22 protein-coding genes and 3 tRNA genes are annotated in these 25,840 nt (G+C 69.4%); 9 read left to right on the top strand and 16 right to left on the bottom strand.

The window, feature by feature from the left end; genetic code table 11:
- Positions 1-68: 68 nt before the first annotated feature.
- The 11 genes from eccCa to AN216_RS20420 all read right to left on the bottom strand — a co-directional run bounded on the left by eccCa (position 69) and on the right by AN216_RS20420 (position 15,870).
- Positions 69-4,040 (bottom strand): type VII secretion protein EccCa, encoded by a 3,972-nt coding sequence (eccCa, locus tag AN216_RS20375; protein WP_070198165.1) that lies wholly within the window; start codon positions 4,038-4,040, stop codon positions 69-71.
- Positions 4,037-6,544, bottom strand: coding sequence for a hypothetical protein (locus AN216_RS28750; RefSeq protein WP_139140966.1), 2,508 nt, complete (start codon positions 6,542-6,544; stop codon positions 4,037-4,039). Before AN216_RS28750 ends, eccCa begins: the two co-directional genes overlap by 4 nt.
- A gap of 23 nt (positions 6,545-6,567) precedes the next feature.
- Entirely contained in the window at positions 6,568-6,921 is a 354-nt protein-coding gene (locus AN216_RS20380) for a hypothetical protein (RefSeq protein ID WP_070198166.1), read from the bottom strand.
- A gap of 23 nt (positions 6,922-6,944) precedes the next feature.
- The gene (locus tag AN216_RS20385) at positions 6,945-8,399 is read right to left on the bottom strand and encodes a hypothetical protein (protein ID WP_070198167.1); all 1,455 of its coding nucleotides are present in this window, start codon (positions 8,397-8,399) and stop codon (positions 6,945-6,947) included.
- A gap of 6 nt (positions 8,400-8,405) precedes the next feature.
- Positions 8,406-8,762: a hypothetical protein gene (locus tag AN216_RS20390; RefSeq protein WP_070198168.1), complete on the bottom strand. Its 357-nt coding sequence runs from the start codon at positions 8,760-8,762 to the stop codon at positions 8,406-8,408.
- Between the two features lie 28 nt (positions 8,763-8,790).
- Positions 8,791-9,096 carry a hypothetical protein gene (locus tag AN216_RS20395; protein ID WP_070198169.1) on the bottom strand — a complete coding sequence of 102 codons (306 nt, stop codon included), beginning with the start codon at positions 9,094-9,096 and terminating at the stop codon, positions 8,791-8,793.
- 77 nt (positions 9,097-9,173) lie between these two features.
- Positions 9,174-9,509: a WXG100 family type VII secretion target gene (locus AN216_RS20400; protein ID WP_070198170.1), complete on the bottom strand. Its 336-nt coding sequence runs from the start codon at positions 9,507-9,509 to the stop codon at positions 9,174-9,176.
- 177 nt (positions 9,510-9,686) lie between these two features.
- Positions 9,687-10,214 (bottom strand): DUF2617 family protein, encoded by a 528-nt coding sequence (locus AN216_RS20405; protein ID WP_070198171.1) that lies wholly within the window; start codon positions 10,212-10,214, stop codon positions 9,687-9,689.
- Positions 10,215-10,760: 546 nt separating this feature from the next.
- Positions 10,761-11,957 (bottom strand): aminotransferase class I/II-fold pyridoxal phosphate-dependent enzyme, encoded by a 1,197-nt coding sequence (locus AN216_RS20410; protein ID WP_070198172.1) that lies wholly within the window; start codon positions 11,955-11,957, stop codon positions 10,761-10,763.
- 238 nt (positions 11,958-12,195) lie between these two features.
- Positions 12,196-12,747: a YbjN domain-containing protein gene (locus AN216_RS20415; RefSeq protein WP_070198215.1), complete on the bottom strand. Its 552-nt coding sequence runs from the start codon at positions 12,745-12,747 to the stop codon at positions 12,196-12,198.
- 330 nt (positions 12,748-13,077) lie between these two features.
- On the bottom strand, positions 13,078-15,870 hold the full coding sequence (locus AN216_RS20420; RefSeq protein WP_070198173.1) for an ATP-dependent Clp protease ATP-binding subunit: 2,793 nt from the start codon (positions 15,868-15,870) through the stop codon (positions 13,078-13,080).
- Between the two features lie 473 nt (positions 15,871-16,343).
- Here AN216_RS20420 and AN216_RS28315 point away from each other — a divergent pair, with 473 nt between their 5' ends.
- Positions 16,344-18,242, top strand: coding sequence for a serine/threonine-protein kinase (locus AN216_RS28315; RefSeq protein WP_070198174.1), 1,899 nt, complete (start codon positions 16,344-16,346; stop codon positions 18,240-18,242).
- 160 nt (positions 18,243-18,402) lie between these two features.
- Positions 18,403-18,846: a pyridoxamine 5'-phosphate oxidase family protein gene (locus AN216_RS20430; RefSeq protein ID WP_420855778.1), complete on the top strand. Its 444-nt coding sequence runs from the start codon at positions 18,403-18,405 to the stop codon at positions 18,844-18,846.
- Positions 18,847-19,066: 220 nt separating this feature from the next.
- Here the strand turns inward: AN216_RS20430 and AN216_RS20435 are convergent, their stop codons facing one another.
- Positions 19,067-19,678, bottom strand: a complete 612-nt coding sequence (locus tag AN216_RS20435) for a M23 family metallopeptidase (RefSeq protein ID WP_070198176.1) — start codon at positions 19,676-19,678, stop codon at positions 19,067-19,069.
- A 196-nt stretch (positions 19,679-19,874) separates the two neighbouring features.
- Between AN216_RS20435 and AN216_RS20440 the strand changes: the two genes are divergently transcribed.
- Both AN216_RS20440 and AN216_RS29380 read left to right on the top strand, forming a co-directional pair.
- On the top strand, positions 19,875-20,537 hold the full coding sequence (locus AN216_RS20440; RefSeq protein ID WP_070198177.1) for a helix-turn-helix domain-containing protein: 663 nt from the start codon (positions 19,875-19,877) through the stop codon (positions 20,535-20,537).
- Positions 20,527-20,667 carry a DUF6126 family protein gene (locus AN216_RS29380; protein WP_170843178.1) on the top strand — a complete coding sequence of 47 codons (141 nt, stop codon included), beginning with the start codon at positions 20,527-20,529 and terminating at the stop codon, positions 20,665-20,667. The genes AN216_RS20440 and AN216_RS29380 overlap by 11 nt, the downstream gene beginning before the upstream one ends.
- Before the next feature lie 92 nt (positions 20,668-20,759).
- Here the strand turns inward: AN216_RS29380 and AN216_RS20445 are convergent, their stop codons facing one another.
- Positions 20,760-21,188: a VOC family protein gene (locus AN216_RS20445; RefSeq protein ID WP_070198178.1), complete on the bottom strand. Its 429-nt coding sequence runs from the start codon at positions 21,186-21,188 to the stop codon at positions 20,760-20,762.
- Between the two features lie 77 nt (positions 21,189-21,265).
- Between AN216_RS20445 and AN216_RS20450 the strand changes: the two genes are divergently transcribed.
- Positions 21,266-22,084 carry a helix-turn-helix domain-containing protein gene (locus AN216_RS20450; protein WP_070198179.1) on the top strand — a complete coding sequence of 273 codons (819 nt, stop codon included), beginning with the start codon at positions 21,266-21,268 and terminating at the stop codon, positions 22,082-22,084.
- A 92-nt stretch (positions 22,085-22,176) separates the two neighbouring features.
- On the opposite strand, the gene AN216_RS20455 is transcribed toward AN216_RS20450, so the two are convergent.
- The 3 genes from AN216_RS20455 to AN216_RS20465 all read right to left on the bottom strand — a co-directional run bounded on the left by AN216_RS20455 (position 22,177) and on the right by AN216_RS20465 (position 22,443).
- A tRNA-Phe gene (locus tag AN216_RS20455) sits at positions 22,177-22,250 on the bottom strand.
- Positions 22,251-22,254: 4 nt separating this feature from the next.
- Positions 22,255-22,329: transfer RNA gene (locus AN216_RS20460), tRNA-Asp, on the bottom strand.
- Between the two features lie 41 nt (positions 22,330-22,370).
- Positions 22,371-22,443, bottom strand: a tRNA-Glu gene (locus AN216_RS20465).
- 350 nt (positions 22,444-22,793) lie between these two features.
- Here AN216_RS20465 and AN216_RS20470 point away from each other — a divergent pair.
- The 4 genes from AN216_RS20470 to AN216_RS20485 form a co-directional block, all read left to right on the top strand.
- Positions 22,794-23,156, top strand: coding sequence for a metallopeptidase family protein (locus AN216_RS20470; protein WP_212732735.1), 363 nt, complete (start codon positions 22,794-22,796; stop codon positions 23,154-23,156).
- Positions 23,153-23,803, top strand: coding sequence for a fluoride efflux transporter FluC (locus AN216_RS20475; protein ID WP_338059272.1), 651 nt, complete (start codon positions 23,153-23,155; stop codon positions 23,801-23,803). The genes AN216_RS20470 and AN216_RS20475 overlap by 4 nt, the downstream gene beginning before the upstream one ends.
- A complete protein-coding gene (gene crcB, locus AN216_RS20480; RefSeq protein WP_070198180.1) occupies positions 23,800-24,174 on the top strand; it encodes a fluoride efflux transporter CrcB in 375 nt (124 codons plus the stop codon). Before AN216_RS20475 ends, crcB begins: the two co-directional genes overlap by 4 nt.
- Positions 24,175-24,429: 255 nt before the next feature.
- The coding region (locus AN216_RS20485; RefSeq protein ID WP_070198181.1) for a DEAD/DEAH box helicase at positions 24,430-25,840 on the top strand (1,411 nt) is incomplete at its 3' end.

A 25,840-nucleotide genomic window follows, 5' to 3' on the forward strand; every position in this document is an offset into this window, starting at 1 on the left:
GTTGGATGTCATACGTCGGGGCGCGTGCGGGTCACTGTGACTGGCCGGGTGCGGGGCGATCGTTGGTGTCACGAGTCGTCGGCCAGCCGTGGGGCGTCGCACCGCACGGTGTGCACGGGTGTCGTCCCGAGCTTCCGGTGCAGCATCAGGGCACGGCCGCGTCCGCGCCGGGCGGAGCGGTGACCCCAGACGGCTGGTTCCTCCTTCGGCATGCTCATCAGTACGCCGGGGAAGTTGAGCTCCCGCATCCGGTTGAGGAGGGGATCGCCGCTGGCGCGGGAGGCACCGCCGGCCTGTCGGGTGAGGTAGACGTGCAGCCCGACGGCACGGGCCTGGGGCAGGAACTCGACGAGCGGCTTGAGCGGGTTACCGGCGGAGGTGGCGACCATGTCGTAGTCGTCCACCAGCAGGTAGATGTCCGGCCCCTGCCACCACGACCGGTCACGCAACTGTTCCGGCGTCACGTCCGGCCCGGGAAGACGTTCCTTGAGCCCGGCGACGAGGCCGGACACGACGTCCGCGGACGTCTCGTGGTTGGTGGCGTAGCCCAGCAGGCTCTCCCCGCCGAACTCCCGCAGCATGGTCATCCGGTAGTCGAGGACGATCAGCTTGGCCTGTCGCGGCTCCCAGGTACTCACCACCTGCCGGGCCACGGCACGCAACAGCGAGGTCTTGCCGCACTCGCTTTCCCCCAGGGCGACGAGGCCGTGTTCCTCGCCGGGCCGGAACACCAGCGGCTCCAGCCGGCTGCCCTCCACGCCGACGACCACGCCTGCCGGGCCGGTCCGCTCCGGCACCCGCTCCAGGGGATAGTCGGTGGGCAGCAGCCGTACGCGGGGCGCGGGATCCCCGGTCCACGCCTGAGCGATCCCGTCCACCAGGCCGGCGATCCCGTCCGCCATGTCACTGTCCCGACGCTGTCCGTCCAGCCGGGGTACCGCACCGAGGAAGTGGAGCTTCTCCGGCGTGACTCCGCGGCCCGGCCGGTCGGCGGGGATGACCCGCTGCACCTTGCGGTCGACCTCTGAGTCCAGCGCGTCACCCAGTTTCAGCTCCACCTTGGTGCCGATCAGGTCCCGCAGCCCCATCCGCATGTCCAGCCAGCGGTTACCCGAGACGACGAGGTGGATGCCGTACGTGAGCATCCGGCCGGCGACCGCCATCAGAGTGTCCTCGATCTCCGGATAGCTCTGCCGCAGCACCTGCCATCCGTCCACGACGAGGAAGACATCCCCGAAGGGGTCCACTCCCACGCGGTCCCGGGACCGCAGGGAACGGTAACCGGCCATGGAGTCCACACCCAGTTCGCGGAAGCGCAGCTCCCGCTGCTCCAGCACTTCCAGTACCTCGGCGACCGTACGGTTCACCACCTCGGTATCCAGTCGGCCCGCCACACCGCCGACATGCGGCAGCTCGGAGAGCGCGAACAGCGTGCCGCTGAAATCCAGGCAGAAGAACTGCACCTCACGGGGGGTGTGCCGCAGGGCGAGCGAGGCGATGAGGCTGCGCAGCACCGTGGACTTGCCGCTGTGCGGCCCGCCGACGACGGCGGCATGTCCGCCGGCGCCGGACAGGTCCAGGGTCATGGCATCGCGACGCTGGTGGAAAGGCCGGTCGACGGTGCCGATGACCGCTTCCAGCGGAGGCCGTCCGGGATGCACGCTCAGGCCACGGCCCTCGCGCACGGTCAGATCGCCGTAGAGCCCGTCGAGCGTGTCGGGCTCGTCCAACGGCGGCTGCCAGACCTGGTGAGCCTGCGGTCCGTACCGGATCAGCTGCCCCACCATGACACTCAGCACGGTGTTGCTCATGTCCTCGTCGGCGCCGAACTCGTCCTCGTCGAGTACGGGTTCCGGTTCCGGGGCACGAAGCTGAGCGGGCACGGGGACGTATCCGGCGGTGAACGGGCGTACGTCCGCGGGGCCGCTCAGCGCGGTACGACCGGACTCCTCGCCCGTGCGGTGGGCGCCGGAGACGTAGGCGGCACGGAACCGCCGGAGCGTGGTGGTGTCGGTGCGCAGGTAGCCGTGGCCGGGGGCGCTCGGCAGGTGATGCGCGTCCGGAACCCCGATGGCGGTGCGGCTTTCCTGCTCGGAGAAGGTGCGCAACCCGATCCGGTAGGACAGGTGCGCCTCCAGCCCGCGGAGGCGGCCCTCGTCCAGCCGTTGTGAGGCGAGGAGCAGGTGCAGACCCAGGGAGCGGCCGAGGCGCCCGATCTGCACGAACAGGTCCGCGAAGTCTGGTTTCTGGGCGAGCAGTTCGGAGAACTCGTCGACGACGATGAAGAGGCTGGGCAACGGCGGCAGGTCGGCGCCGCGTTGCCGGGCACGCTCGTAGTCACGTACGGACACCAGATTGCCCGCGTCCCGCAGCACCTCCTGTCGCCGGTTCATCTCGCCGGTCAGTGCCTCCTGCATGCGGTCGACCAGAGTCAGGTCGTCCTCCAGGTTGGTGATGACCGCGGCGACATGGGGCAGTTCGGCCATGCCGGCGAAGGTGGCACCTCCCTTGAAGTCCACCAGCACGAGATTGAGTTGCTCGGAGGAATGGGTGGCGGCCATCGACAGCACCAGAGTGCGCAGTAGCTCCGACTTGCCGGATCCGGTGGCGCCGACCAGTAGCCCGTGCGGGCCCATACCGTTCTGGGCGGACTCCTTGATGTCCACCTCCAGCACGCCGCCTTCGGCCGACAGTCCGATGGGCACCTTGAGCCGGTCCCGCATGGGGCGGGGCCGCCACAAGGCGTCCACGTCCAGCCGTCCCGCGTCCTGCACCCCGAGCAGGCCGGGAAGAGAGGTGTCGGCGGTGGACAGGTCCTCGCTCTGCCGGGTCGTCTGGTCCATCCGGACCCCGGCGAGCTGCTGCGCCAGGGCCTCCGACTCGGCGACGGACAGTGAGTCGGCGGTGCCCAGTTCATCGGTGACATCGGCCGCCACCACCTTCAGCAGGCCGTCCTCGGCCGCGAGACGGATGCCGTGCGCTTCGGTGAGCGCCTCCGTACGTCCGTCCGCGTCAAGGACGGTGACCTCCTGCAGTCCGTGCGGGTCGAGCACGGTCTCCGAGCCCGTCACCAGACCGTCGTCCAGGACGATCAGCAGATGGGGCACATCCGGATCAGGTTCGGCGTCCCGGCTGAAGCGCGTACGGCGGCTGAGTTCGGCGCCGAGTATCTCCTCCAGTTCCGCGAGCCGACTGTGCACCATACGGACCGGCCCCGCGTGATCCACCTCCTCCGGATGCTGGGCGTGCGGCAGCCACTTCAGCCAACCCCAGGCGGGGCCGTCCGGGTCTGCCGTACAGACCAGAACCCGCAGATCACGGGGTGAGTGGAACACCACCGACTGCGCCAGCAGCGCCCGCAGCAGGGGGCGTATCTCCTCCCGCTCCCCCTCGAAGGCCAGCGCGGCGAACCTGCGCAGGGCCAACTGCACCGGGAGGGCGGGGACCACGGAATGGGCGTTGACGAAGCGTTTGAAGGCGGTCGCGCTCAGCGGATCCAGCTCCTCCACGGGAGCGGACTCGCCGGGGATGATCGGGGTCGCCAGGTAACGGGGGCCGCAGCCGATACGTACGACGCCGAAGTCCGGGTCGGCCGCCCGGCGTTCCCACAAGCGGTTGCTCCCCGCGACACTCCACAGGGAGGTGGGGACGGGCGCGTCCCAGAGCAGGGCGGTGCGTTGGGCGCTGGCGGTTTCACGTACCTCAGCGCGGGTGCGTTCCAGATAGCGCAGGTAGTCGCGCCGCTGGGTGCGGGCCTGCGCCTTGGCGTTGCCACGCTGGCGCACCACCGAACCGACCACCATGGCCAGGGAGGACACCAGGAACATCGCCCCGACCACGTAACCGATGGGGCCACGACCCATGGTCAGCATGTACATCACCGAACCGAGGCCGCTCAGCGCGGGCAGCGCGGTCATCCAGACGTTGTTGTCCTCAGGCTGCGGCAGCTCCGGCGGCGCCTGCAGCGCCAGATCGCCCTCCGGCACGGAGGGGCGCGCGGCCCGGGCGGGACGGCGGAAGAGGACGGTGGGGGAGGTCACTCGTCGTCCTCATCTTCGTCATTTTTCCCTGGGTTTCCAGCTTTATCCTGCACATCTGTTACAGGCACATCGGCATCTACACCGTTAAAGGCCAGCCAGTTGCCATACGAATTGTCATAATCGGAGGAATAGTTGAATTTATCATGCATGTCATCCGTGACATCAACAAGACTGCCACCTTCACCCGTTACAGAGCTGTAGTTGCTGCCCAGGGTAGGAAGTTCAAATTCTCGCCCAGGGCTCTGGTATTTTCCGTCAAATGATTCTTCTGGATCATTTTCGACCTGCAAAGCGGCACTCGCGATCGCGTGCCGCATACTTGCGTTATCAGCCAGAGCATCTTCCATTTGTTCGCGACTATCCACGATCGGAGCATCTGGCATGCTATTTACCAGCGAGCCGCCCACAAGGGATACGGCTCCACCGGTGGTAAATATGGGTCCTGCTGCCGGGGCTAGACCACCCATGGTGGCGCCAGCGATGATGCTCGACTTCATTATGTCAGTTCTAAGCTTCTCCTGCTTATCCTCGCGCCCTTCATAATGGTGGATCGCGGCCCGCTCGCCCCAGTCCGTAAGTCCTTGTAGATCTCCGATTTTCCTAAAAGAACCGCTTGACGGTGCGTTACCCGTGAATACGTCGTGGGCGGTATTTCGCTGGTACTCGTAGACGCCCGCCTGGAATAGACGGTTTGCCTCGTGGTCTAGTGCACCCATTAGCTGGAAAGTTCCCGCGCGTTCCGCTGAAGAATAATGGTGGTTTGTAGTGTTGGATAGAATATCCAAACGATTCAATGCTGCAGTGGCAACTGACTCTTGCAGATCACTGCTGTCCATCGGGTGTATGTTTTTATACATTTGCTCATGGGCCGCGCTCCAGTCTTCTACAAGCAGCTGTGGACTGTTCGCAAAGTGCTTCACCACGTGGTCCGCTGCGAGCATCTGATTTTTGCTCAACTCCCCATCTTCACCAGGGTCAATAGCACTTTTCACAATTTCGGATATTCCCTTGCTGTCCGCCCAGTGTGCATTTAGCAGATCCTCGCGTGTATTCTTCTCGTTGAGCAACGACACCGAAACGTCAGAATTATGCGCTACAGCGTTCAGGAACCCACTACTGCCGGTATTGGACAAAGGCTTGGGAAGTTGTTCATCTTCCCCATTGGCAGCGTTTGCATTATTTAGATTCAGGGTTTCCACTGACTGCTGGGAATCGATCGCAACTTGCGCCATTTGTTTACTGAAGGCATCTCCTGCGGCTACTGTGGAATTCCCCATAAGACTGCCAAGCGCATTGAACTCTTGAAGGTCTTCCTTGTTCTTTATATGATGACTAATCAATCCTGATATTGAATCCGGAATCACACGGTGGGCATCGCGCGAACTGTAGTCAATTCCACCGACTTCCGGGTTCATCGCTGCGTTGATTCCGTTTGCCACCGCCTGTTTGGCTCCGAGAATCGAGTCCCTGGGGCTGCTCGGGCTGGTGTCCATATTCCCCAGTGTGGCCAGTGATTCGGCGCTCAGTGGTTTCAGGATATTGTTGACGTACTCATCCAGATTGCTTTTGTTTTCCTTGAAATCCGGATCGCCGTTCTTGTCATACATGTCTTCGATCGCCGAACCAAGGCCCACGGTGTACTGATCGAGAGCGTCCGCGTCCGGGTTCTTCTTGCTGAGTTCCTGCTCCAGCATTTTTCCATTGTACGCGGCCATTTCATCGGTGTGCCACAGCTTCAGCGGGCCGTCGGACGTATCATAGCCCGCCTCTTCCAGCTCAAGGCCGAGTTCTGACAGATTTTTCCGGTATTGCTGGATGATATCTTTTATTTCGCCGTGAGTATTCTTGGCCGCCTTGACGGCCTCGCCCAGGTAGTGTTGTTTGATGGCGGTTGCGAGTCCGCCGGGCGGCGCCCAGCCGCCCCGACCATCGGATACCGCCGTGTATTCGACTTCCTTGTAGATGTACGTGGGGGGCGGCTGCTCGGCCTGTTCCAGTATAGAAAAACCTCTGTCCGGCAGGCCGCTGCCGGAAGGGCGAAAATTGCTCAGGGCGTATTTGGCCGCGTCGTAGTCCGCCTCGGCGGAGTCGCTGAGGTCCTTGATCCTCTGCTCAAGCCCTTTTCCCTGGCCTTTTCCGCCCTCGATTTCGGCGGTGGTCTCCTCGCTGGCGTCCGTGGCCAGGCCGATGGCCTTGTAGACGTTCTTCACCACGGCGTCCATCGAGTCGCCGCTGTTGCCCAGTGCCTTGTCGGTAAGGTTGTCGCGTTCCTCCGCGTCCAGCAGTGGCGTCCCGTCCTGCGACCCCGAATCCTCGCTGTGATCGGTTGCGAGTTTCCCCAGCTGCATGGCCGATTCCGCCTCGCCACTCGCCTTGACGAACGACGTGGCATGGTCCGCCATCTCCTCGGGCTTGATCTCCTTCACGAAGTCGTCCCGCTTGTCCCACGGATTCGGCTTGGTTTTGTCTTTCACCTCGGATACGGAGATCGAAACATCAGCCATGACAGAACTCCCGCCCCTGTCGCTCACATACCGTCGGTGATGCCCTGCGCGATGGCGCTGTGCCCCGCTGGGTCGCTGAGGCGCTGCGCCGCGGCCGCCGCCGCGTCCGTTTCCTCTCCGAGGTCGGCCGCCTGATGATCCGCGTCACTCATGGTGTTCCGGTCCTGCGCCGCCAGGCCCGCGTCCTCGGCTTGCCGAGTGGCGTTCGCGTTGAGCGCGTCCGTGTACGAGCTGGCGCCGCCGAAGCTTCCCGGTACGGCGTTGACTCCGCGCAGGTACTTCTGCGCTCCTTCCGCCGCGTCCGCCGACTTGACGCTGCCACGTCCGCCCTCGCGGTAGCCCTCGGGCAGGTACTCCAGTCCTTCGCTCCCGGTCATGCTGCCTCCGCTCCGTTCATCGCCTACTCGCCGAGCACGCCACGGCCCGGGCCACGGCGACGGGTTTCCGTACCGGGGTCCCGGTCGTCCGGCTGCCCACGTCCTTCCTGGTTCCGGTCGCGGTCCCGATCCCGGTTGTTCCGGCGGCGCTCTCCGCCCGTTCGGCCGCCTCCAGCCGCTGGTGCCGGCCCGGGAACGGGACGGGCGGTGCCGGCTGCGGGCCGGGCCGGGGCGGGCGATTCCGCGAGACGGTGCCGGGCGCTCGCGTCCGCCGCCCGGGCGCGCCAGGTGCTGGGTTGCTCCCGTAGGTACCGGGAGCCGCCGCCCGTACCGGACCGCCGGGTACCGGCGCCCGCTCCAGCAGCGCCCGCTCCCGCGGCGGGCGGCGGCATGTAGGGGCGGCCACCCTGAGCGGCCTCCCGCGTCGCGAACCGGTTGGCGACATCAGCCTTGTGGGACATGTTCTGGAACGCCTGTTGACCCAGCCGCGCCTGTGACGCGCCGCCGTTCGCGATGCTCGGCGGTACGGCGCCGCCGTACATCCCGCCCAGGTGTGCGCTGCCACTCGCGGCGGTGCCGCCCAGCGCGGCGAGACTCACGCCGCTCGGACCAGCGAGGGCGCCGGGACCGCCACCGAGTCCGGCGAGTTGAGTGGCGTACTCGGTGACCGCGCCGAACGGTTTGCCGGTGAGCGGGTCGATCCAACGGCCGGTCGCCGGGTCGAACTCGCGGCCGGTCGCCGGGTCCACCAGGTAGCCCGTGTTGGGACTCTCGACCCAGCCGGCGAAGTCGCCCCCACTCGGGCCGACGACCGAGGAGTACGGGTATGAACCGCCCCCCACGGTCGCTCCGTTGGCCGCCAGCACGGTCGGGCCGCTGCCGCCTGCCACGGGCCCCTCCGCGCCACCGGCGCGGTGGGTGGCCGCCGCCCCCGGTGAACCGGCGCCCGACGCGGCCCCGACCTCGGGCGCGGACGGTGCGGTCCCGCCCAGCACCGTGCCGAAGACAGCGTCCAGACCGGCCAGTTCACCGGCCGCTTCCTTGGCGAGCTGGGCCTTCCGGCCGCCGTGCATGGCGATCGCCTTGTCAGCCTGGACAGGGGCGACGCTCCCACCGGAGGCGGCGTCGTCCCCCTTCTCCGCGCTTGCCGCCTCTTCCGCCTCGTACTCCGCCAGCAGGCTGTGGGCACGCTCCGCGGCCTTGGATGAGGCATCGCCGGCTTTCCGAAGCTGGCTACTGATGGTCATCGCCAGTGACGCGGCCCCGGTGCCCCAGCCGCCGACCTGATCCAGTCGGTCAGCGAGCTCCGGCAGCCCCACGCCTGGTTCCGCCGCGGTGCTTTCCGCGACGCCGCGGAGTTCGTCACCGCTGCGGGTGGCCGATCCCGCCAGCGCCGCCCAGGCGCCGGCCGCGGCCTTCATGGCGTAGCCGTTGGCGCTGAGAATCGCGTCGACACTCTTGTGGAAATCCCCGGACACAACAACTCACTCCAGAAGCATCTGCGCACCGCCGCCGGGACGTTCAGCCGCTGCCAACCGCGCCTGCATGGCGGCCTCCTCGTCCGTCATGTCAGCGATATCTGCGACCGTCCCGGCGTTGGCCACGATGTTCTCCACGGACACTCCGGCCCGTTCGGCCTCCGCCAGCATGTCCTCGGCGGCACGCTCCAAGGCTTCCTCGGCTCCGGCGCCGTTGGGCACCTTGCCGAAGAGGCCCCGTGGCGAGGCGATCCGCAGGAACTCGTCGCGCATCGCGTCGAGCCCGCCCGTATCAGCAGTCTGGTGTCGCGTGTCGTTCGCGGCCCCGGCGTTGAGGTGCTCGGCGCCCTGATTCGCTTCCATGGTTACCCCCCGGTATGGCGCGGAACGCTCACAGACGTACGGCGTTCCGCATCATCTGGCCACCCTCCGCGGCGATCTGACGGGTGTTACCCACCGCGACGTTCTGCAGGTCCATGTCATCCGTGAACTGCTGGACCTGCTTCTGGTACTGCTCATTGCGCTCGCTCAGCACGGCGGCGAGGCCAGCGTCGATCTGGCCGTCCGGGAACAGCGCGGAGATCCTGGACATCACATCGCCCCAGATCTCGTTGCACACCGCGACCTGCTGTTGACCGACGCTCTGGATGTCGCCCAGTCCCGCGTCGCTGAACTTGTAGTGCCCGTCCGCTCCCATGGTGCTCTCCTTATGCCGACAGGCCGCCCGGAGAGGTGCGGCCAGCTGTACGAGATGCTGCGCGCTAGCAGTCGTGCTCAGGCGCGCATGCCCTGATAGACACCCTGGCCCGTCGCGCCGCGCATCTGCTGCTGAGCCTGCTGGTCCGTCTCGTGGCCGTGCTCGGAGGTGATGTTGAGGTCCGCCTTGAGCCCCTCGAGCGCGTTGCTCAGCGCGGTGCCGGCACCCGCCAGGTTCTCGTAGTTCTCCTGGCCGGCCGCGGAGCCGGAGCCGACATACGAGAGGGCCAGCTGGCCACCCTGGTTGCGGATGGTGGTGGCCGCAGTCTCCATCCGATCGTAGGCGTCGGCGACGATCCCCTCGATGGCCTTGAGCGCCTCGGTACTGACATTGACGTCGTACTCGCCTGACACGTCGTCCTCCTCGTCTCGCCCCGTGCTGGCGCGGAAACACCGATGACGGTGACGTCGCGTCAGCGACTTCTGAACATGGCGTAATTCAGCCTAGAAGGTCGTCGTATCAGACACGTATCCACTGTGTAACGGTGCCTGTTGCAGCGTCAACCAGCAAAGTCCGTACACGACATCGGGTCACACCAGAGCGCGTGCCTCCCGAGGCTGGAGGACCAGCCTCGTACGGGTGGCCACCAGCCGACCCTCCTGCGGGTACGAGTGCCAGGTGCGCCAGGCCACCTCCTCGTCCTGCCGCTGGACCAGCAGTGCCGTGAAGGCGGTCGGATCGCCGGGAAAGGTGCCCGCCAGGCCGTTGGGGTGGTCGGCGACCAGGGCGAGGAGTTCCTGCGCGCGTCCCGCGAAGGAGCCGGGGGACAGCGTCTCGACCCGAGCGGCGAACTCGTAGTCGCAGTCGCCGATCCGCTTGGACACCCCGAGCGGCAGTGGCGAGTTGCTTCCCGGCATGCAGGCGACAGTCTCCGAGCAGGAGTCCGGGCCGTCCCGCAGCAGCACCTGGTGGGAGGCGCCCAGTAACCGCAACTGCACGCGGGCGCCGGAGAGTTCCAGGTCGAGCGTGGCCAGCGCCGGCAGTGGTCCGCGTCCCAGCGCCCAGGCCAGGTCCGCCGCGCGGGTGTCGCTGTAGGCGATCTTGAGTGAAGTGAGCATGGGTCGACTCCGCGGGAAGCAACGGAAAGTGGACTCACCGAATCACGGAAAGAGCCGAGGCACAGCGCTTTTGCCCGAGTTCATCGGGGTATTTACCTCGTCGGAGTTCTTTCTGCTCGGTTGTTCAACCAAGCCGCCCATGGCCGGATAACACACGGGCCGCGACCGGTTAGTGATGGCTTGTCAGTGTCGGTGCGGGTGGCCGTCCAGGCCGCCGTGGAGGAACGCCACACGGATCGGCGTCACCCGGCGGCCTACGAACTCCTGGGCGGTCATGGCGTCCCCCTTCGTCTGACCGGACCCCGCGTCGTGAACGTGCGAGCGCGACGGCGTCGTTCGCCGTGCGGTGGCACCTCGGCGAGGCTGCACCTCATCGCCGCGGCGCCGCGAACACACGCGGCTACAACGGAACGTTCCCGACGGAACCCGCTTCAATCCCCCCGTGGCACCGCCGAAGCGCGCTGACTCGTGTATGCCGGCCCTCGCTCGGCACGGGCCGCCAACCGCCCCTGCGGGAGGGCGCGCACGCTCCACTCCGTACGTCCGTCACGCGCTCCGGACCAGCCGGTCCACCGCGTCCCGTACGGACTCCCCACGCTTGCAGAAGGAGAAGCGCACCAGCCACCCCGGCGCCTCCGCCCCCTGGTAGAACGCCGCGGTGGGAATCGCCACCACCCCCGCCCGCTCCGGCAGTTCACGGCAGAACCGCACCCCGTCCGCGTGCCCCCAGGGCCGTACGTCCGCCTGCACGAAGTATCCCGCGTCCGCCCGGTACGGCCGCAGCCCCGCCGAGCGCAGCCCCTCCGTCAACAGGTCGCGGCTGCGTACGAGTTCGCTCCGCAGCCGCTCGGCCCACTCCGACACCGAGTCCAGTGAGCTGGCCAGCGCCGCCTGGTACGGCGCCCCGGAGACGTACGTCAGGAACTGCTTCGCGGACGCCGCCGCGCCCACCAGTTCCGTCGGGCCGCACAGCCAACCCACCTTCCAGCCCGTGACGTTGAAGGTCTTGCCCGCCGAGGAGATCACCAGAGTGCGCTCCCGCATGCCGGGCAGCGCGGCGATGGTGTGGTGCCGCGCGCCGTCGTAGACCAGGTGCTCGTACACCTCGTCGGTGACGACGGTCAGCCCGTGCCGCTGGCACACCTCGGCGATGACGGCCAGCTCGTCCGGGCGGAACACCTTGCCGGTGGGATTGTGCGGGGTGTTCAGCAGCAGGACACGGCTGCGCGGCGTGACCGCCGCGCGCAGCGCGTCCGGGTCCAGCTCGAAGCCCTCGCTCCCGGCCGCGAGGGGCACGGCCACCAGTTGGGCGCCGGCGAGGCGCGCGTCGGCGGCGTACGCGTCGTAGCACGGGTCGAAGGCGATGATCTCGTCACCCGGGTCGCAGAGCCCCAGCACGGCCGCCGCCAGCGCCTCGGTCGCTCCGGTGGTGACCAGCACCTCCCGCTCAGGGTCGTAGGTCAGGCCGTACTGCCGCAGCTGGTGCTCGGCGACGGCCTCCCGCAGGGCCGGTACGCCCCGCGCAGGCGGGTACTGGTTCTCGCCGGCCAGCACCGCCCGCGACACCCCCTCCAGCAGCGCGGGCGGGCTGGCCAGCTCCGGCACGCCCTGGCCGAGGTTGACCGCGCCGGTACGGCGGGCCAGGTCGGTCATCTCGGTGAAGATCGAGGTGGCCATGCCGCGCACCCGCGCCGCCGGTCGCCAGTCCCGCGGGGTGTTCGCGCGCTGGGTGTCCGCGCCCATGTCTGTCGCCGCCTTCCCGAGCGATCGTCCGTGTCCGAGCCCTCCAACCATAGGTGTCGCGGGCCGCCGGGAACCCCCGCCCGTACGGCCCCCGGTTCGCGGTACGACCCCCGGGCTCTCGCCCGTACGGCCGCCGCGCACAGCGGCGCCCCCTCCCACGCGCCGCCCGTACGGGACGGAAGCGGAAGGGGGCGCCGCCGACTGCGAACCGGGGCATCCGCCCTCGGGGGCGGATGGCTCAGCTGTCGTCCGAGCCGGAACCGGAGTCGCCGTCCGAGTCCTCGCCGGACTCGGCGTCCTTCTCCAGGCCCAGCTGGTCGACCAGCCACTTGTCGAACTCGATCGAGGCCCGCACCCAGCTGACCGTGCTGGACACGAAGTGCTCCAGCGCGACGCCGACGCCGACCATCATCTGGGCCTCGCCGATCAGCCGGACGGTGCCGTCGTCGTGCGTGTGGCTGTACACCTTCGGCCACAGAGTGCGGCGGTTCCAGTCGTCGATCGACTCGAGCAGTTTGCCCTTGTCATCGATCGGATGCGGCCGGTCGTAGAACGTGCGGACGGAGAAGACCTGCTGGTCGCCCTCGCCACGGAACATGAAGTACGTGCGGAAGTCCTCCCACGGCGCTGCGAGGTCACCCTCGTCATCGACGACGTACTTCAGCTCCATCTGGTCGAGGAGCTGCTTGACCAGGTCCTGGTCTGGGACGACGGGGCCGGCCGGGCCCTCGTCCTTTGGGTCGGGCTGCTGGCCCCCGAAGTTCGGAATCGAGGACGGGTCGATGCTCACCGTGGTGGTCCCTTCAGTACGGAATTCGGCCATCCTCTCGCATCCCCGACCGGTCCACGCAAGCGCGCGCGGGCACATGTCCGAAGCCGCCGCCGCGCGGGCGCGTACGCCCTGGTGAGACGCCTGATCCGGGCGAGAGAACGTACGAGCGCCGCCGGCTCCGGACGCTCACCCATCGGTGTCGTCGCCCTGGCCGGTGCCGTCGGAATCCGAGTCCGTCGCCCGGTCCACGTCTGATCACGAGCGGCCCGGGACGGCGGAACGGTCCCTGGCCGCTCGGCCGGGAAACCGGCCCGGGCCGCTCGGTCGGGAAGCGCCCCGGGACGCCGCTCAGCCCCGCTCGGCCGGGCCGACACTCAGGCCGTCCCAGCCCTCCACCCGGTCGACCCGCACGGTGTCCCCGTCCCGCACCTCGCCGGACAGGATCTCCCGCGCCAACTGGTCCCCGATCGCCGTCTGCACCAGCCGCCGCAACGGCCGTGCGCCGTACGCCGGATCCATGCCCTCCCGGGCCAGCCAGTCCAGCGCGGCCGGGGTGACGTCCAGCTCCAGCCGGCGCTCGGACAGCCGCCGCTGGAGACCGTCCAGCTGTAGCGCCGCGATCCGACTCAGTTCCTCCTGACTGAGCGCCGAGAAGACCACCACGTCGTCCAGCCGGTTCAGGAACTCCGGCCGGAAGGCGGCCCGTACGGCGTCCAGCACCTTCTCCTGCTGCTCCTCCTCCTTGACCAGCGGGTTCGTCAGATGCTGGCTGCCGAGGTTGGAGGTGAGGATGAGGATGGTGTTGCGGAAGTCGACCGTACGCCCCTGCCCGTCCGTGAGCCGCCCGTCGTCCAGCACCTGCAGCAGGATGTCGAAGACCTCGTGGTGCGCCTTCTCCACCTCGTCCAACAGCACCACGCTGTACGGCCGCCGGCGCACCGCCTCGGTCAGCTGACCGCCCTCCTCGTACCCGACGTAACCAGGCGGGGCCCCGACGAGGCGGGCCACCGAGTGCTTCTCGCCGTACTCGCTCATGTCGATGCGGACCATCGCCCGCTCGTCGTCGAAGAGGAAGTCCGCCAGCGCCTTGGCCAGCTCCGTCTTGCCGACGCCCGTGGGCCCGAGGAAGAGGAACGAGCCGGTGGGACGGTCCGGGTCCGCGATGCCGGCCCGGGTGCGGCGTACCGCGTCCGAGACGGAACGCACCGCCGGGGCCTGCCCGATCAGCCGGCGGCCCAGCTCCTCCTCCATCCGCAACAGCTTCCGCGTCTCGCCCTCGAGCAGCCGACCGGCGGGAATGCCGGTCCAGGAGGCGACCACCTCGGCGATGTCGTCCTGGCCGACCTCCTCCTTGACCATGGTTGGCTTCTCGCCCGCCGAGCCCCGGGCGCCCCCGCTGGCCGCTTGCTCCTGCTCGGCGGCGGTCGCCCCAGAGTCCTGCTCAGCGGCTGTAGCCGCAGATGCCTTCTCAGCGGCTGTAGCCGCAGATGCCTGCTCAGCGGCTGTAGCCGCAGATGCCTGCTCAGCGGCGGTAGCCGCAGATGCCTGCTCAGCGGCGGTAGCCGCGGATGCTTTCTCAGCGGCTGTAGCCGCTTCGAGGCGGCGCTCCAGATCCGGGATCTCCCCGTACAACAGCTGCGAGGCACCCTCGAAATCGCCGTCCCGCTGGGCCCGTTCGGCCTGGCCACGGGCCTCGTCCAGGCGCTCCTTCAGCTCACCCAGCTGGTTGAGGCTCTGCTTCTCCTTCTCCCAGCGGGCGGTGAGGCCGCGCAGCTCCTCCTCCCGATCGGCCAGCTCGCGGCGCAGCCGGGCCAGCCGCTCCACCGAGCCCGGGTCGGTCTCATTGGCCAGCGCCAGCTCCTCCATCCTCAGCCGGTCGACGGCCCGCTGGAGCTCGTCGATCTCGACCGGCGAGGAGTCGATCTCCATCCGAAGCCGGGACGCCGCCTCGTCCACCAGGTCGATGGCCTTGTCGGGGAGGAACCGGGAGGTGATGTAGCGATCGGACAGGGCGGCGGCGGCCACCAGCGCGCCGTCCGCGATCTGCACCTTGTGGTGCGCCTCGTACCGCCCCTTCAGGCCGCGCAGGATCGCGATGGAGTCGCCCACGGTCGGCTCGGCCACCAGCACCTGCTGGAAGCGACGCTCCAGCGCCGGGTCCTTCTCGATCCGTTCGCGGTACTCGTCCAGCGTGGTGGCGCCCACCATCCGCAGCTCGCCGCGGGCCAGCATCGGCTTGAGCATGTTCCCCGCGTCCATCGCGGAGTCGCCGCCCGCGCCCGCGCCGACGACGGTGTGCAGCTCGTCGATGAAGGTGATGACCCGCCCGTCACTCGACTTGATCTCGGCGAGCACGGTCTTCAACCGCTCCTCGAACTCGCCCCGGTACTTCGCGCCGGCCACCATCGCGCCGATGTCCAGCCCGACCAGACGCTTGTCCTTCAGCGACTCCGGCACGTCGCCCTTCACGATCCGCTGTGCCAGGCCCTCCACCACCGCGGTCTTCCCGACCCCCGGCTCGCCGATGAGCACCGGGTTGTTCTTCGTACGCCGCGACAGCACCTGCACGACCCGACGGATCTCCTGGTCCCGGCCGATGACCGGGTCGAGCTTGCCGTCCCGGGCGGCGGCGGTGAAGTCCGTGCCGAACTTCTCCAGCGCCTTGTACGTCCCCTCCGGGTCGGCGTTGGTCACGCGCTGGCTGCCACGGGCGGCGGCGAAGGCGTCCAGCAGCTTACGGTCCGCCGCGCCCTGCTCCTTGAGCAGCGTGCCGGTGGCCTCGCCCTTCGTGGCCAGGCCGATCAGCAGGTGCTCCGTGGAGACGTAGTCGTCGCCCAGCTCCTTGGCGCGGTCCGTCGCGTCGGCGATGACGGCCAGCAGCGCCCGGTTCGGCTGCGGTCGGGCGACGGTCGACCCCTGGACGCTGGGCAGCGCGGCGAGCTGGCGCTCGGCGCCGGCGCGCAGGGCCGCCTGGTCCGCCTCGGCGGCGGCGAGCAGGTCCTGGATGTTCTCGTTGTCCTCGCCCTCGAGCAGGGCCAGGAGCAGGTGTGCCGGGGTGATGTCGGGGTGGCCGTCCCGGACGGCACGGTCGTTGGCCGTGCTGATGGCGTCCCGGCTCTTGTTGGTCAGCTCGGCGTCCACGGTGCTGCGTTCCTCCTCGTCGTCGCTGCGGTCAACGCGGCTCAGTAAGTATTGATAAGTCAAGCCTATAACAACTTGAGTCTATAACGCTCAACCCGTCGGCGCTGTTCGGTGCGGTCCCCTTCCCGTGCGCTGACTCTTCGTGGTTGTAACGTCCCGCCTCGTGCGAGGCGGGTCGGTCCCGGCCGACCGATTCCGCCGTGGTGGGGAACCGGTCGGCCGCGTCTGACATCGAGTCGAGTGTGGGGTGTGCGGGCGGGGCGGACACGCGCCCGGCACGGACAGCCCACAGAGCACCGGGTTACGCTGCGACGTACGTACAGCGACGTACGTACGGCAGGGCCACGGCAGTTGAGAACGGCAGTTGAAACAGATGGCCCGACAGCGAACGCAGTCCGGATCGCCTGACCGTACCGTGGCGGACCCGGGTGGTGTTGGGCCCAACTGAGGGGCGGGGGAAAGCGTTGAGCGCCATGTCGCCGCTGGAGGAGAAGGACCCGCGGTCGATCGGCTCGTACCGGCTACTGGGCAGACTCGGCTTCGGCGGCATGGGCCGGGTCTACCTGGCCCGTTCCGCGGGCGGCCGTACCGTCGCGGTGAAGGTGGTGCACCCGCACATCGCCGTGGACCCGGAGTTCCGGGAGCGGTTCCGACGTGAGGTGGACGCCGCGCGGAGCGTGGGCAGCGAGTGGACGGCTCCGGTGCTGGACGCCGACCCGGACGCCGAACTGCCCTGGGTGGCCACCGGATACGTGGCGGGCCCCTCGCTGCAGGCCGCGGTCTACGAGCACGGCTCGTTGCCCGAGCCCTCGATACGGGCGTTGGGCGCGGGCCTGGGCCAGGCGTTGAAGCACGTACACGACCTGGGGCTGGTGCACCGGGATGTGAAGCCGTCCAACGTGCTGCTCACGCCGACCGGGCCGGTGCTGATCGACTTCGGGATCGCCCGCGCGGGCGACGGCACCACGGGGCTGACCTCTTCCGGTGTCTCGCTCGGCTCACCGGGCTACATGTCGCCCGAGCAGGCTCTGGGCGAGCGGGTGGGGCCGGCCGCCGACCTGTTCTCGACGGGTGCGGTGCTGGCGTACGCCGCCACCGGATTGCGGCCGTTCGTGGGTGGGAACTCCGCGGTGCTGCTGTACCAGGTCGTCCATGAGGCGCCGGATGTGGAGGGCCTGGAGGAACTGGACGAGGCCGTGGGCGAGTTGATCATGCGCTGTCTCGCCAAGGAGCCGGAGGCTCGGCCCTCCTCGCAGGACCTCGTGAACGAACTGGCGGGCCACGCCGGCGGCGCGGCGGCGCTGGTACGGGACGGCTGGCTGCCGGGCGCGATCCTGCAACAGATGAGCCGGCAGGCGGTCGAACTGCTCGATCTGGAGCCGGAGCCCATACCGGAGCCCATACCGGAACCGGAACCGGAGCCGGAACCGGAAGCCAGATCGGAGCGACAGCCCGGGCGCGAGCCACAGCCCGGGCACGAGCCAGACGTCGAGCGGAGTACCGGAAGCGGGCCGGCGGCCGACGCCACGTTCGCCCTCGGATCCAAGAGCGGGCCAGCGCGGGCCGAGGGTCCCGCGGGCCCCGTGGGGGCCGTGGGCCCGGTCGACGGGGTCGGGGCCACCGGCTCTGCCGCCGAGCCGCCCTCCGGAGGCACGGTCCCGGAGGCTTCCCGTACGCGGCCGTCCCCCCGGCGTCGCGGGCTCTACGTCACCCTCGCCGCGGTCGCCACGGTGGCCGTGCTGCTGGGCGGGATGATCGTCGTACGGAGCGACGGGGACGACTCGGTGAAGGACTCGGGGGCCTCCCCGGTGTCCACGCCGACCAGGGGCAAACCAGTGACCAGCCCGAAACCGTCGCCCTCCACAAGCACGAAGGACCCCGGGAACGACCCGACACGGTCCCCCACGCAGTCCAGTGACAGCCCGGAGGACGACGCTCCGCCACCCTCGCCTCGCCCTTCCGACGGCGAGGGTGGCCCGGCACCGAACCCGGCGGGGCCCATCGCCCCGAAGTACATCGGTCAGTGGGAGGGGCCGTTCCTGAAGCGCGAGTACCAGGCGGAGGGTTCGGTCAGGATGACCCTCGCCCAGGGCCGGAAGGGCGAGCGAGTCGGACAGGGGGCGTTCCGGTTCAGCACGCACGAGTGCCCGCTCGACTGGCAGCTCCTCAGCGCCGGTCCGGAGGGCGAGGCGGTCACGGTGCAGGCCGTGACACGGGAGGCGGGCCCGTCGGCGGAACGCTGCGCGTCGTACGCCGGAGCCTACGAACTGCGCGCGCCCGGGTCCGGAAACGAGGCCGGCGAACTGCGCATGCGCCGCGCGGACAAGGGAGAGACACAGGACCTCGCGAGGCTCACCCCCGGCATACAGTGACGTGCCGTGCTTCCGTACGGGCAGGGGCAGGGGCAGGGGCAGGGGCAGGGGCAGGGGCACGGACACGGGCTCGGCCGGTCAGGGGCGCGCTGGCGCGCGGGGGTACGCGGGGGTGCGCCCTCGCGGGCCGGAGCGGGCTCCGCGTACTAGATTCGGTGTCGTGCCGAATCCTGCCGCTGGCTCCGACGCAGCTGACCCCCCCGACCCCGCCGTGTCCGACCCCGAGGAGGCCCTGTTGGCCTTCTGGCGGGAGCGGCACTACGCCACCCTGACCACCGCCCGGCCGGACGGCACCCCGCATGTCGTGCCGGTGAGCGTGACGTACGACCCGGACGCCGCGCTCGCCCGTGTCGTCGCGAGTGCCGGCAGTCGGAAGGTGCGGAACATCCGTGCCGCCGGCCCGTCCGGCATGCCGGTGGCGCTGTGCCAGGTGGCCGGGCGGCGCTGGTCGACGTTGGAGGGGCGGGCGCACGTACGCACCGAGGCGCCGCTGATCGCGGAGGCCGAGCGGCGTTACGCGGAGCGGTACGGTCGGGAGCCCCGGCCGAATCCGGAGCGGGTGCTGATCGAGGTGGCCGTACGCTGCCGGATGGGGCGCGGCTGAGGGCTCCAGCCGAGCGGCCCGTACGCATGTGGGCCGTCCGTACGCCGTCCGCTCACGCCCTCGGCCGTACGCTGAGCCCTCGGCCGCGCACGCGAAGGGCCGCGCACGCGAAGGGCCTGCCGTCCAACGGTGGGACGACAGGCACCTGATCACCGGAGCGAGCACCGGACCGATGGTGGGGGTCACCGGTCCGGCGGGGCAGGTTCCGCGGAGAGCGGGCTCAGGCGGGGAGGCCGAGCGCGTCCCAGATGACGAACGGGTCCATGTCCTCGCACGGGCCGATGGCGGCTTCGCCGTGGTTGCCCTTCGAGGCCCGATAGTGCACGTGGGGATGGTTCAGGCCGTCCGCCTCGGTGCCGACCTTGGCCCAGACGTCGCCCTTCTCGAAGGTGCTGCCGACCTTCAGCTGGGAGCCGTCCAGCAGGTGACCGAGCGTCATCGACATGTCGATGGACGGGAAGTAGACCTGGATCCACCGGTGGTAGCCACCGTCGTCGTAGCCGGTGCCGACCACCTTGCCGGAGCCCCAGGCGTGGATCGTGGTCCCGGTCGGGGCGCCGATGTCAAGGCCCTTGTGACGCTGGTCCCCGTTGCAGCCGAACTTGTAGCCGGGGTTGTACTCGTTGTACGGCGTGGTCGTCTTGCCGTCCCGGACGCCCCACCAGCTGTCGTCCGGCAGTTCGGCCTGGGCGCTGACGGTGGTGCTCTGCCGTACGGAGTCGGCCGGTGTGGTCGCGACGGCCCCGGTGACTCCGGTGGTCAGCAACGCGACCGCGGCCACCGCGACCGCTCCCGTACGGAAAGTGCCGGCCCTGCGGCGTCTGTTGGTCATGGAACGCTCCCTGTGGGGGGTGGATACCTTCCACGGGACATCCGAACGCACTGACGCGTCATTGGTCCATGGCATCGGGCAACTGTTATTGGGCGAACCAATGAGGTGACCTGCTCGGGCCTGGTCAGGAGAGGGAGTTTTTGCCTGAGAGGCAATTCGTTTGCCTGGTGGGCATGACTGTGTGTCCAATCGACCCATGGGCCAAGACACCGGCGAGCCTGGCATGGCTCTGCCCAGCATCGCGCCACAGCTTCGTGACCTGCGCAGGCAGCGGGGTCTCACCCTGGAGGCGGCCGCTCGGCGCCTCGACCTGTCGCCCGCCTACCTCTCCCGGCTGGAGACCGGGCAGCGGCAGCCCTCGCTGCCCATGCTACTGACGCTCGCGCGCACGTACGGCAGCACGGTGTCGGACCTGCTCGGCGAGGCGCCCCCGGAGCACGACCCCGTGATCCGGGCCAGCGAGGTCGAGTCACTGCAAGCCGGTGGCTGGACGTACTGGCAGGCCAGCGGGCCACAGCGAGCCATGCAGGCGCTGCGCGTGCACGTGCCGCCGAACGCGCAGGACGACCTCGTACGCACCCACACCGGCGAGGAGTGGCTGCACGTCCTGAGTGGCCGGCTGGGCCTCGCGCTGGGAGAGGACCAACACGTGCTCCAGCCCGGCGACTCCGCCCACTACGACAGCCTCACCCCGCACCGGATCACCGCGGTGTCGCCGGAGGGCGTCGACCTGCTCTTCGTCCACACCCTGTTGCAGAGCCCCACCAGCGACCTGTGCCTGGGCGGCGTGCGGCGTTCGGCCTGGCAAGCCGCAAAACAGCGCAAGGCTCCCTCGGAGGGTAGGGCCCATGGCGGGTAAGGAGCACGGCGTCGAGCGCGGAGACGGACGGTTTCCCCGCGGCTTCGCTTTCCGACTGTTCGTGTACCTCGTCGCGGGTCACTTTTTCGCGGGCTTTCTCTACCTCCTCTTCGAAGTGGGCGGGAGCTAGCTGGAACTAGGCGCACCAAGCCGCCTGTGCCACCGTTCCGAGTGCGCGGGACCCGAGGCCGCCCCCGGGAAGCCGCCCGCGGCGCGTCGGCGTCAGTCGCCGTCCGAGGTGGGGCGGTGGTGCACGTACTCGACCACCGTGCCGTCCGGGTGACGGACGTTGAACGCGGCTCCGGTCGGCACCTCCTGGAACGGCACCACGATTTCCGCCCCGTCCGCGACCAGCCGCTCGTAGTACGGCCGCACGTCATCGACGAGCAGCGTGCCGGTCGTGGAGCGGTAGGGACGCAGGTCCTCCTCGGCGCCCTCGATGAGGAGGAAAGCACCCACCATGGCGAGCCGTAGAGTCCCGTACGTGAACCGGCCGTCCGCCTCGACGCCCTGCAGTCGCTCGTAGAAGGCGAGCCTCGATTCGAGGTCGCCGGGGTCGAGGAAGACGCGGATCAGGACCCGGGGTGTGGTCAGCCGGGAGGAGTCGTTCCGTCGGCGCCACATCTGTGGCGCGTGCTGTTCTGCTGGCATACGGCAAGCCTGCGGCCCCCCGGCGGGCGTAGCCAGGTGGGCGTTTCTGGGGTGACCGGCGCTCATAGGATCGCGGTATGGACGAGTCGTTGCGCCGGGAACTCGGTGAGCATCTGCGTGCGGCGCGGGCGGACATCACCCCTCCGGAGGTCGGACTCGCCGGCGGGGGCAGGCGTCGCGCTCCCGGGCTGCGCCGCGAGGAGGTCGCCACCCTGGCCGGCGTCAGCCTCGCTTGGTACACCTGGCTGGAACAGGGCCGGGTGACGACCTCGCGGCAGGTCATCGACGCGGTGTGCCAAGCCCTGAGGATGGACACCGGCGCCCACCGGCACGCGTTGGCACTGGCCGGGTACCTCCCCGGAGTCGCGCTTGCCGGCGAGGACCGGGCGACGATCAGTCCGGGGACACGGATGCTCATCGACGGCTGGCCGACCACGCCAACGCTGGCTCTGGACGAACGTCTCGACATCCTCACCAGCAACCCGGCCTACCGCCGGCTGTGGGGTGACCCCGAGGATCTGCCCAGGCAGCGCCGCAACGTGCTGCTTCAATGGGCGAGCCTGCCCTCCGGGGGAGCCAGGATCACCGGCGACGAGTCGCTGTTGCGCGCCCTGTACGAGCACTTCCGCACCGCTGTCGGCCACGTACCGGAGGACCCCCGAGCAGCGGAGATCGTACGGCTGTTGCACGGCGAACGGCCGCACGCCGCGCACTGGTGGCGGTGCCGGGCGGTCGCGGACTTCCCGCCAACCACGGTCGAAATGACGTTCGTCGAGCCGGAGACGGAGCCGTGGCGGCTGACGTACGCGCTCCTGCGGCCGGTGGCTGATGCCGGTGTGCTGCTGTTCACCCAGACCCCGGCCGACACCGCGACGGGGCGGCGGCTCGGCGGCTGAGCTGACCGTGCTGGCCTACGGGTTGGCGCGGACGTACGGAAACGGCCCCCGAAGAGTCGTCTTCAGGGGCCGCTCACACTGCTCAGAGGGCGTGGCTGGGGCCGGGGTCGAACCGGCGACCTTCCGCTTTTCAGGCGGACGCTCGTACCAACTGAGCTACCCAGCCACAGCGGTCCTGACGGGATTTGAACCCGCGGCCTCCACCTTGACAGGGTGGCGAGCACTCCAAACTGCTCCACAGGACCAAGCGTGACGCATGCGAGAACAGTCTCGCACAGGTGGTGCGTGCCCCCAACGGGATTCGAACCCGTGCTACCGCCTTGAAAGGGCGGCGTCCTGGGCCACTAGACGATGAGGGCTGATGGCCCACCTGGGCGCCCTCGGGCGCCTCGGGGACGCGAGAAGCATATGGGATAGCTACACGGATCGCCAAAACGGTTCCCGGGCCGGGCCGCCCGTGCCCTCCCGGAAGCTGAGCGGGCTGACGGGCGCGGCGCCTGCCCTCGCGCGGAGCCCATGCCGCCCCTCTGCCCTGTGCGGGCGGAACCATGATGGTTCTGAGGACGAACAGTCGATTGGGCGCTGTGAACCGCTTGGCACGATATGCGGCGTATCACCTCGTACGGCGTCGGCTTACGGCGACCGCGAGCGCGAGGCTCGTACGCGCCTGCCCATGCGCCCCGGGCGCCCGGTGGACGACAATGGCCGGGTGCTGCAGATGACACGCGAGGACTTCGAGGAACTGGTGTCCCAGGCGCTCGATCGCATCCCGCCGGAGCTGACACGACTGATGGACAACGTCGCGGTCTTCGTCGAGGAGGAGCCTCCGCCCGAGGATCCGGAACTGCTGGGGCTCTACGAGGGCACGCCCCTCACCGACCGCGGGGAGTGGTACGCCGGGGTGCTGCCGGACCGGATCACGATCTACCGGGGGCCGACCATGCGGATGGTCGACGCGGAGGGCGGCGATCGAGAACTGGTCGTGCGGGAGGTCGAGGTGACCGTGGTGCACGAGGTCGCGCACCACTTCGGTATGGACGACGCCCGGCTGCACTCCCTCGGGTACGGGTGAGCGGGGGCGACGACGAGCGGAGCGGTGCCGGCGAACCGTACGTCTCGAGGCGGGCGGAACCGTACGGGAGCCGGGGGGCGAACCCGTACGGTGACCCGGCGGCCGGCCCGGGCCCGGCGGCCGGCCCGGACCCGGACATGGGACCGGTGCCGGACCCTGACATCGATCCGGGTGTTGACCCGGACGTGGACCTGCACGTGCCGACGCGGCGCGCGGAGCTGGCCGGCGGCCGCGCCTGGCCGGTGTTCGCCCTCCTCGCCTGCGGTGGCGCGCTCGGCGCGGCCGGTCGCTACGGACTGGCGCTGCTGCTACCCGCCCGGGCCGCGTCGTTCCCCTGGGCGACCTTCCTGACCAACGCGCTCGGCTGCGCGCTCATCGGCGTCCTCCTGGTGCTGCTGACCGAGGGCGGCCGACGTGGCCATCCGCTCCTGCGGCCGTTCCTTGGCACCGGCGTGCTGGGTGGTTTCACGACCTTCTCCACGTACGCGGTCGACGTGGTCGGGCTGCTCGACGAGGGTGCCGCCGGCCTGGCACTGGGCTACCTCGCCGGTACGCTGCTCGTCGCGCTCGGCGCGGTGTGGCTTGGCGTGACGGTCACCCGCCGGCTGGTACGGCGTGCGGCGCGGAGCCGGAGGGCCACGGCGTGACCTGGTTGCTGGTGATCGTCGGGGCGGCGGTGGGTGCGCCGTTGCGGTACGCGACGGACCGCGCGGTGCAGGTCCGGCACCTTACGGTCTTCCCCTGGGGGACGTGCGCGGTGAACGTCCTGGGCTGTCTCGTGCTGGGCGCCCTCGTCGGTGCCGCGGATGCCGGGGCGGTCAGTCCGGCCGTACGGTCGCTGCTGGGCACGGGCCTGTGCGGGGCGTTCACGACGTACTCCACCTTCTCGTACGAGACACTGCGGCTGTGTGAGCGCGGGCGGAACGGGCTCGCGCTGGCGAACGTCCTGGTCTCGGTGCTGGCCGGGCTGGGCGCGGCGGCACTGGGGCTCATCTCGGTACGGTGGCTGGCGGGTTGACGGCGACGGGCGGCGGGTGGCGGGTGGAGCCCGGCAGGCGAACGTTCCGGCAGGTGGGGGCGGGCGCGGTTTGCGCTACCCACCCTGGGGTGCGTATGGTGGTAGATCGTTTGATCCCACTTGCCCGGCGCCCGGTTTGAGCGCGCCGTGTGGCGCGTTCCTTTCCAGCCGTGGCTTGATCGCAGTTGAGGCGATCGTGTGTGCAACACGGAGTTGTGGGCGCGTGCCGATGACTCCGGAAGGTTCACGTTTCGCATGTCCGTTTCTGCCCCTGACGCCGCCATCCTCGCCACCGAGGACGACGCGCCGACCGTCACGTTCGCCGATCTCGGGCTCGCCGAGCAGCTCGTAGCCAAGCTCGCGCAGAACGGCGTCACCACGCCGTTCCCCATCCAGGCCGCCACCATCCCGGACGCGCTCGCGGGGAAGGACATCCTCGGCCGTGGGCGTACCGGCTCCGGCAAGACCCTCTCGTTCGGGCTGCCGCTGCTGACCCGGCTGGTCGGCGGCAGCACCGCCAAGCGCCGGCCGCGAGGGCTGATCCTCACGCCGACCCGGGAGTTGGCGATGCAGGTGTCCGACGCGCTGCAGCCGTACGGCGACACGCTGGGGCTGAAGTTCAAGGTCGTCTGCGGCGGCACCTCGATGAGCAACCAGATCTACGCCCTGGACAAGGGCGTCGACGTCCTCGTCGCCACGCCGGGCCGGTTGCGTGACCTGATCAACCGCGGCTCCTGCGCGCTGGACGACGTCGAGGTCGCCGTGCTCGACGAGGCCGACCAGATGTCCGACCTGGGCTTCCTGCCGGAGGTCACGGAGCTGCTCGACCTGGTGCCCGAGGGCGGCCAGCGGATGCTCTTCTCCGCGACCATGGAGAAGGAGATCGGCAGCCTGGTCGAGCGTTATCTCGTCGACCCGGTCAGTCACGAGGTGGATGCCGCGCAGGGCGCCGTGAGCACCATGACGCACCACGTGCTCGTGGTGAAGCCGCGGGACAAGACGCCGGTCACGGCGGCCATCGCGGCGCGCAAGGGACGTACGATCATCTTCGTCCGCACCCAGCTGGGCGCCGACCGGGTCGCGGAGCAGCTGCGCGAGTCCGGGGTGAAGGCGGACGCGCTGCACGGCGGCATGACCCAGGGCGCGCGTACGCGGACCCTCGCGGACTTCAAGGAGGGTCAGGTCAGCGCCCTCGTCGCCACGGACGTCGCGGCCCGCGGTATCCACGTGGACAACATCGACCTCGTGCTGAACGTCGACCCGGCCGGCGACCACAAGGACTACCTGCACCGCAGCGGGCGTACGGCCCGTGCCGGCGAGTCCGGCACGGTCGTCTCGCTGGCGCTGCCGCACCAGCGGAGGCAGATCTTCCGGCTGATGGAGGACGCGGGCGTGGACGCCTCGCGGCACATCATCGGGCGGGGCGACATCTTCGACGACGATGTCGCGCGGATCACCGGCGCCCGGTCCCTCACCGAGGTGCAGGCAGAGTCGACCGCGAACACCGCGCGACAAGCCGAGCGGGAGGCGAAGAACCTCGCCCGTCAGCAGGCCCGTGCCGAGCAGCACGCCGCCGAACTCCGCGCGGAGGCCGACCGGTTGACCGCACGGGCGGCGCGCGAGCGGGGCGACGACCCGGACGAGGCGCTGGCCCGGGCGGCCCTGC

It is taken from the genome of Streptomyces oceani, assembly GCF_001751245.1.
Lineage (GTDB): Bacteria > Actinomycetota > Actinomycetes > Streptomycetales > Streptomycetaceae > Streptomyces > Streptomyces oceani.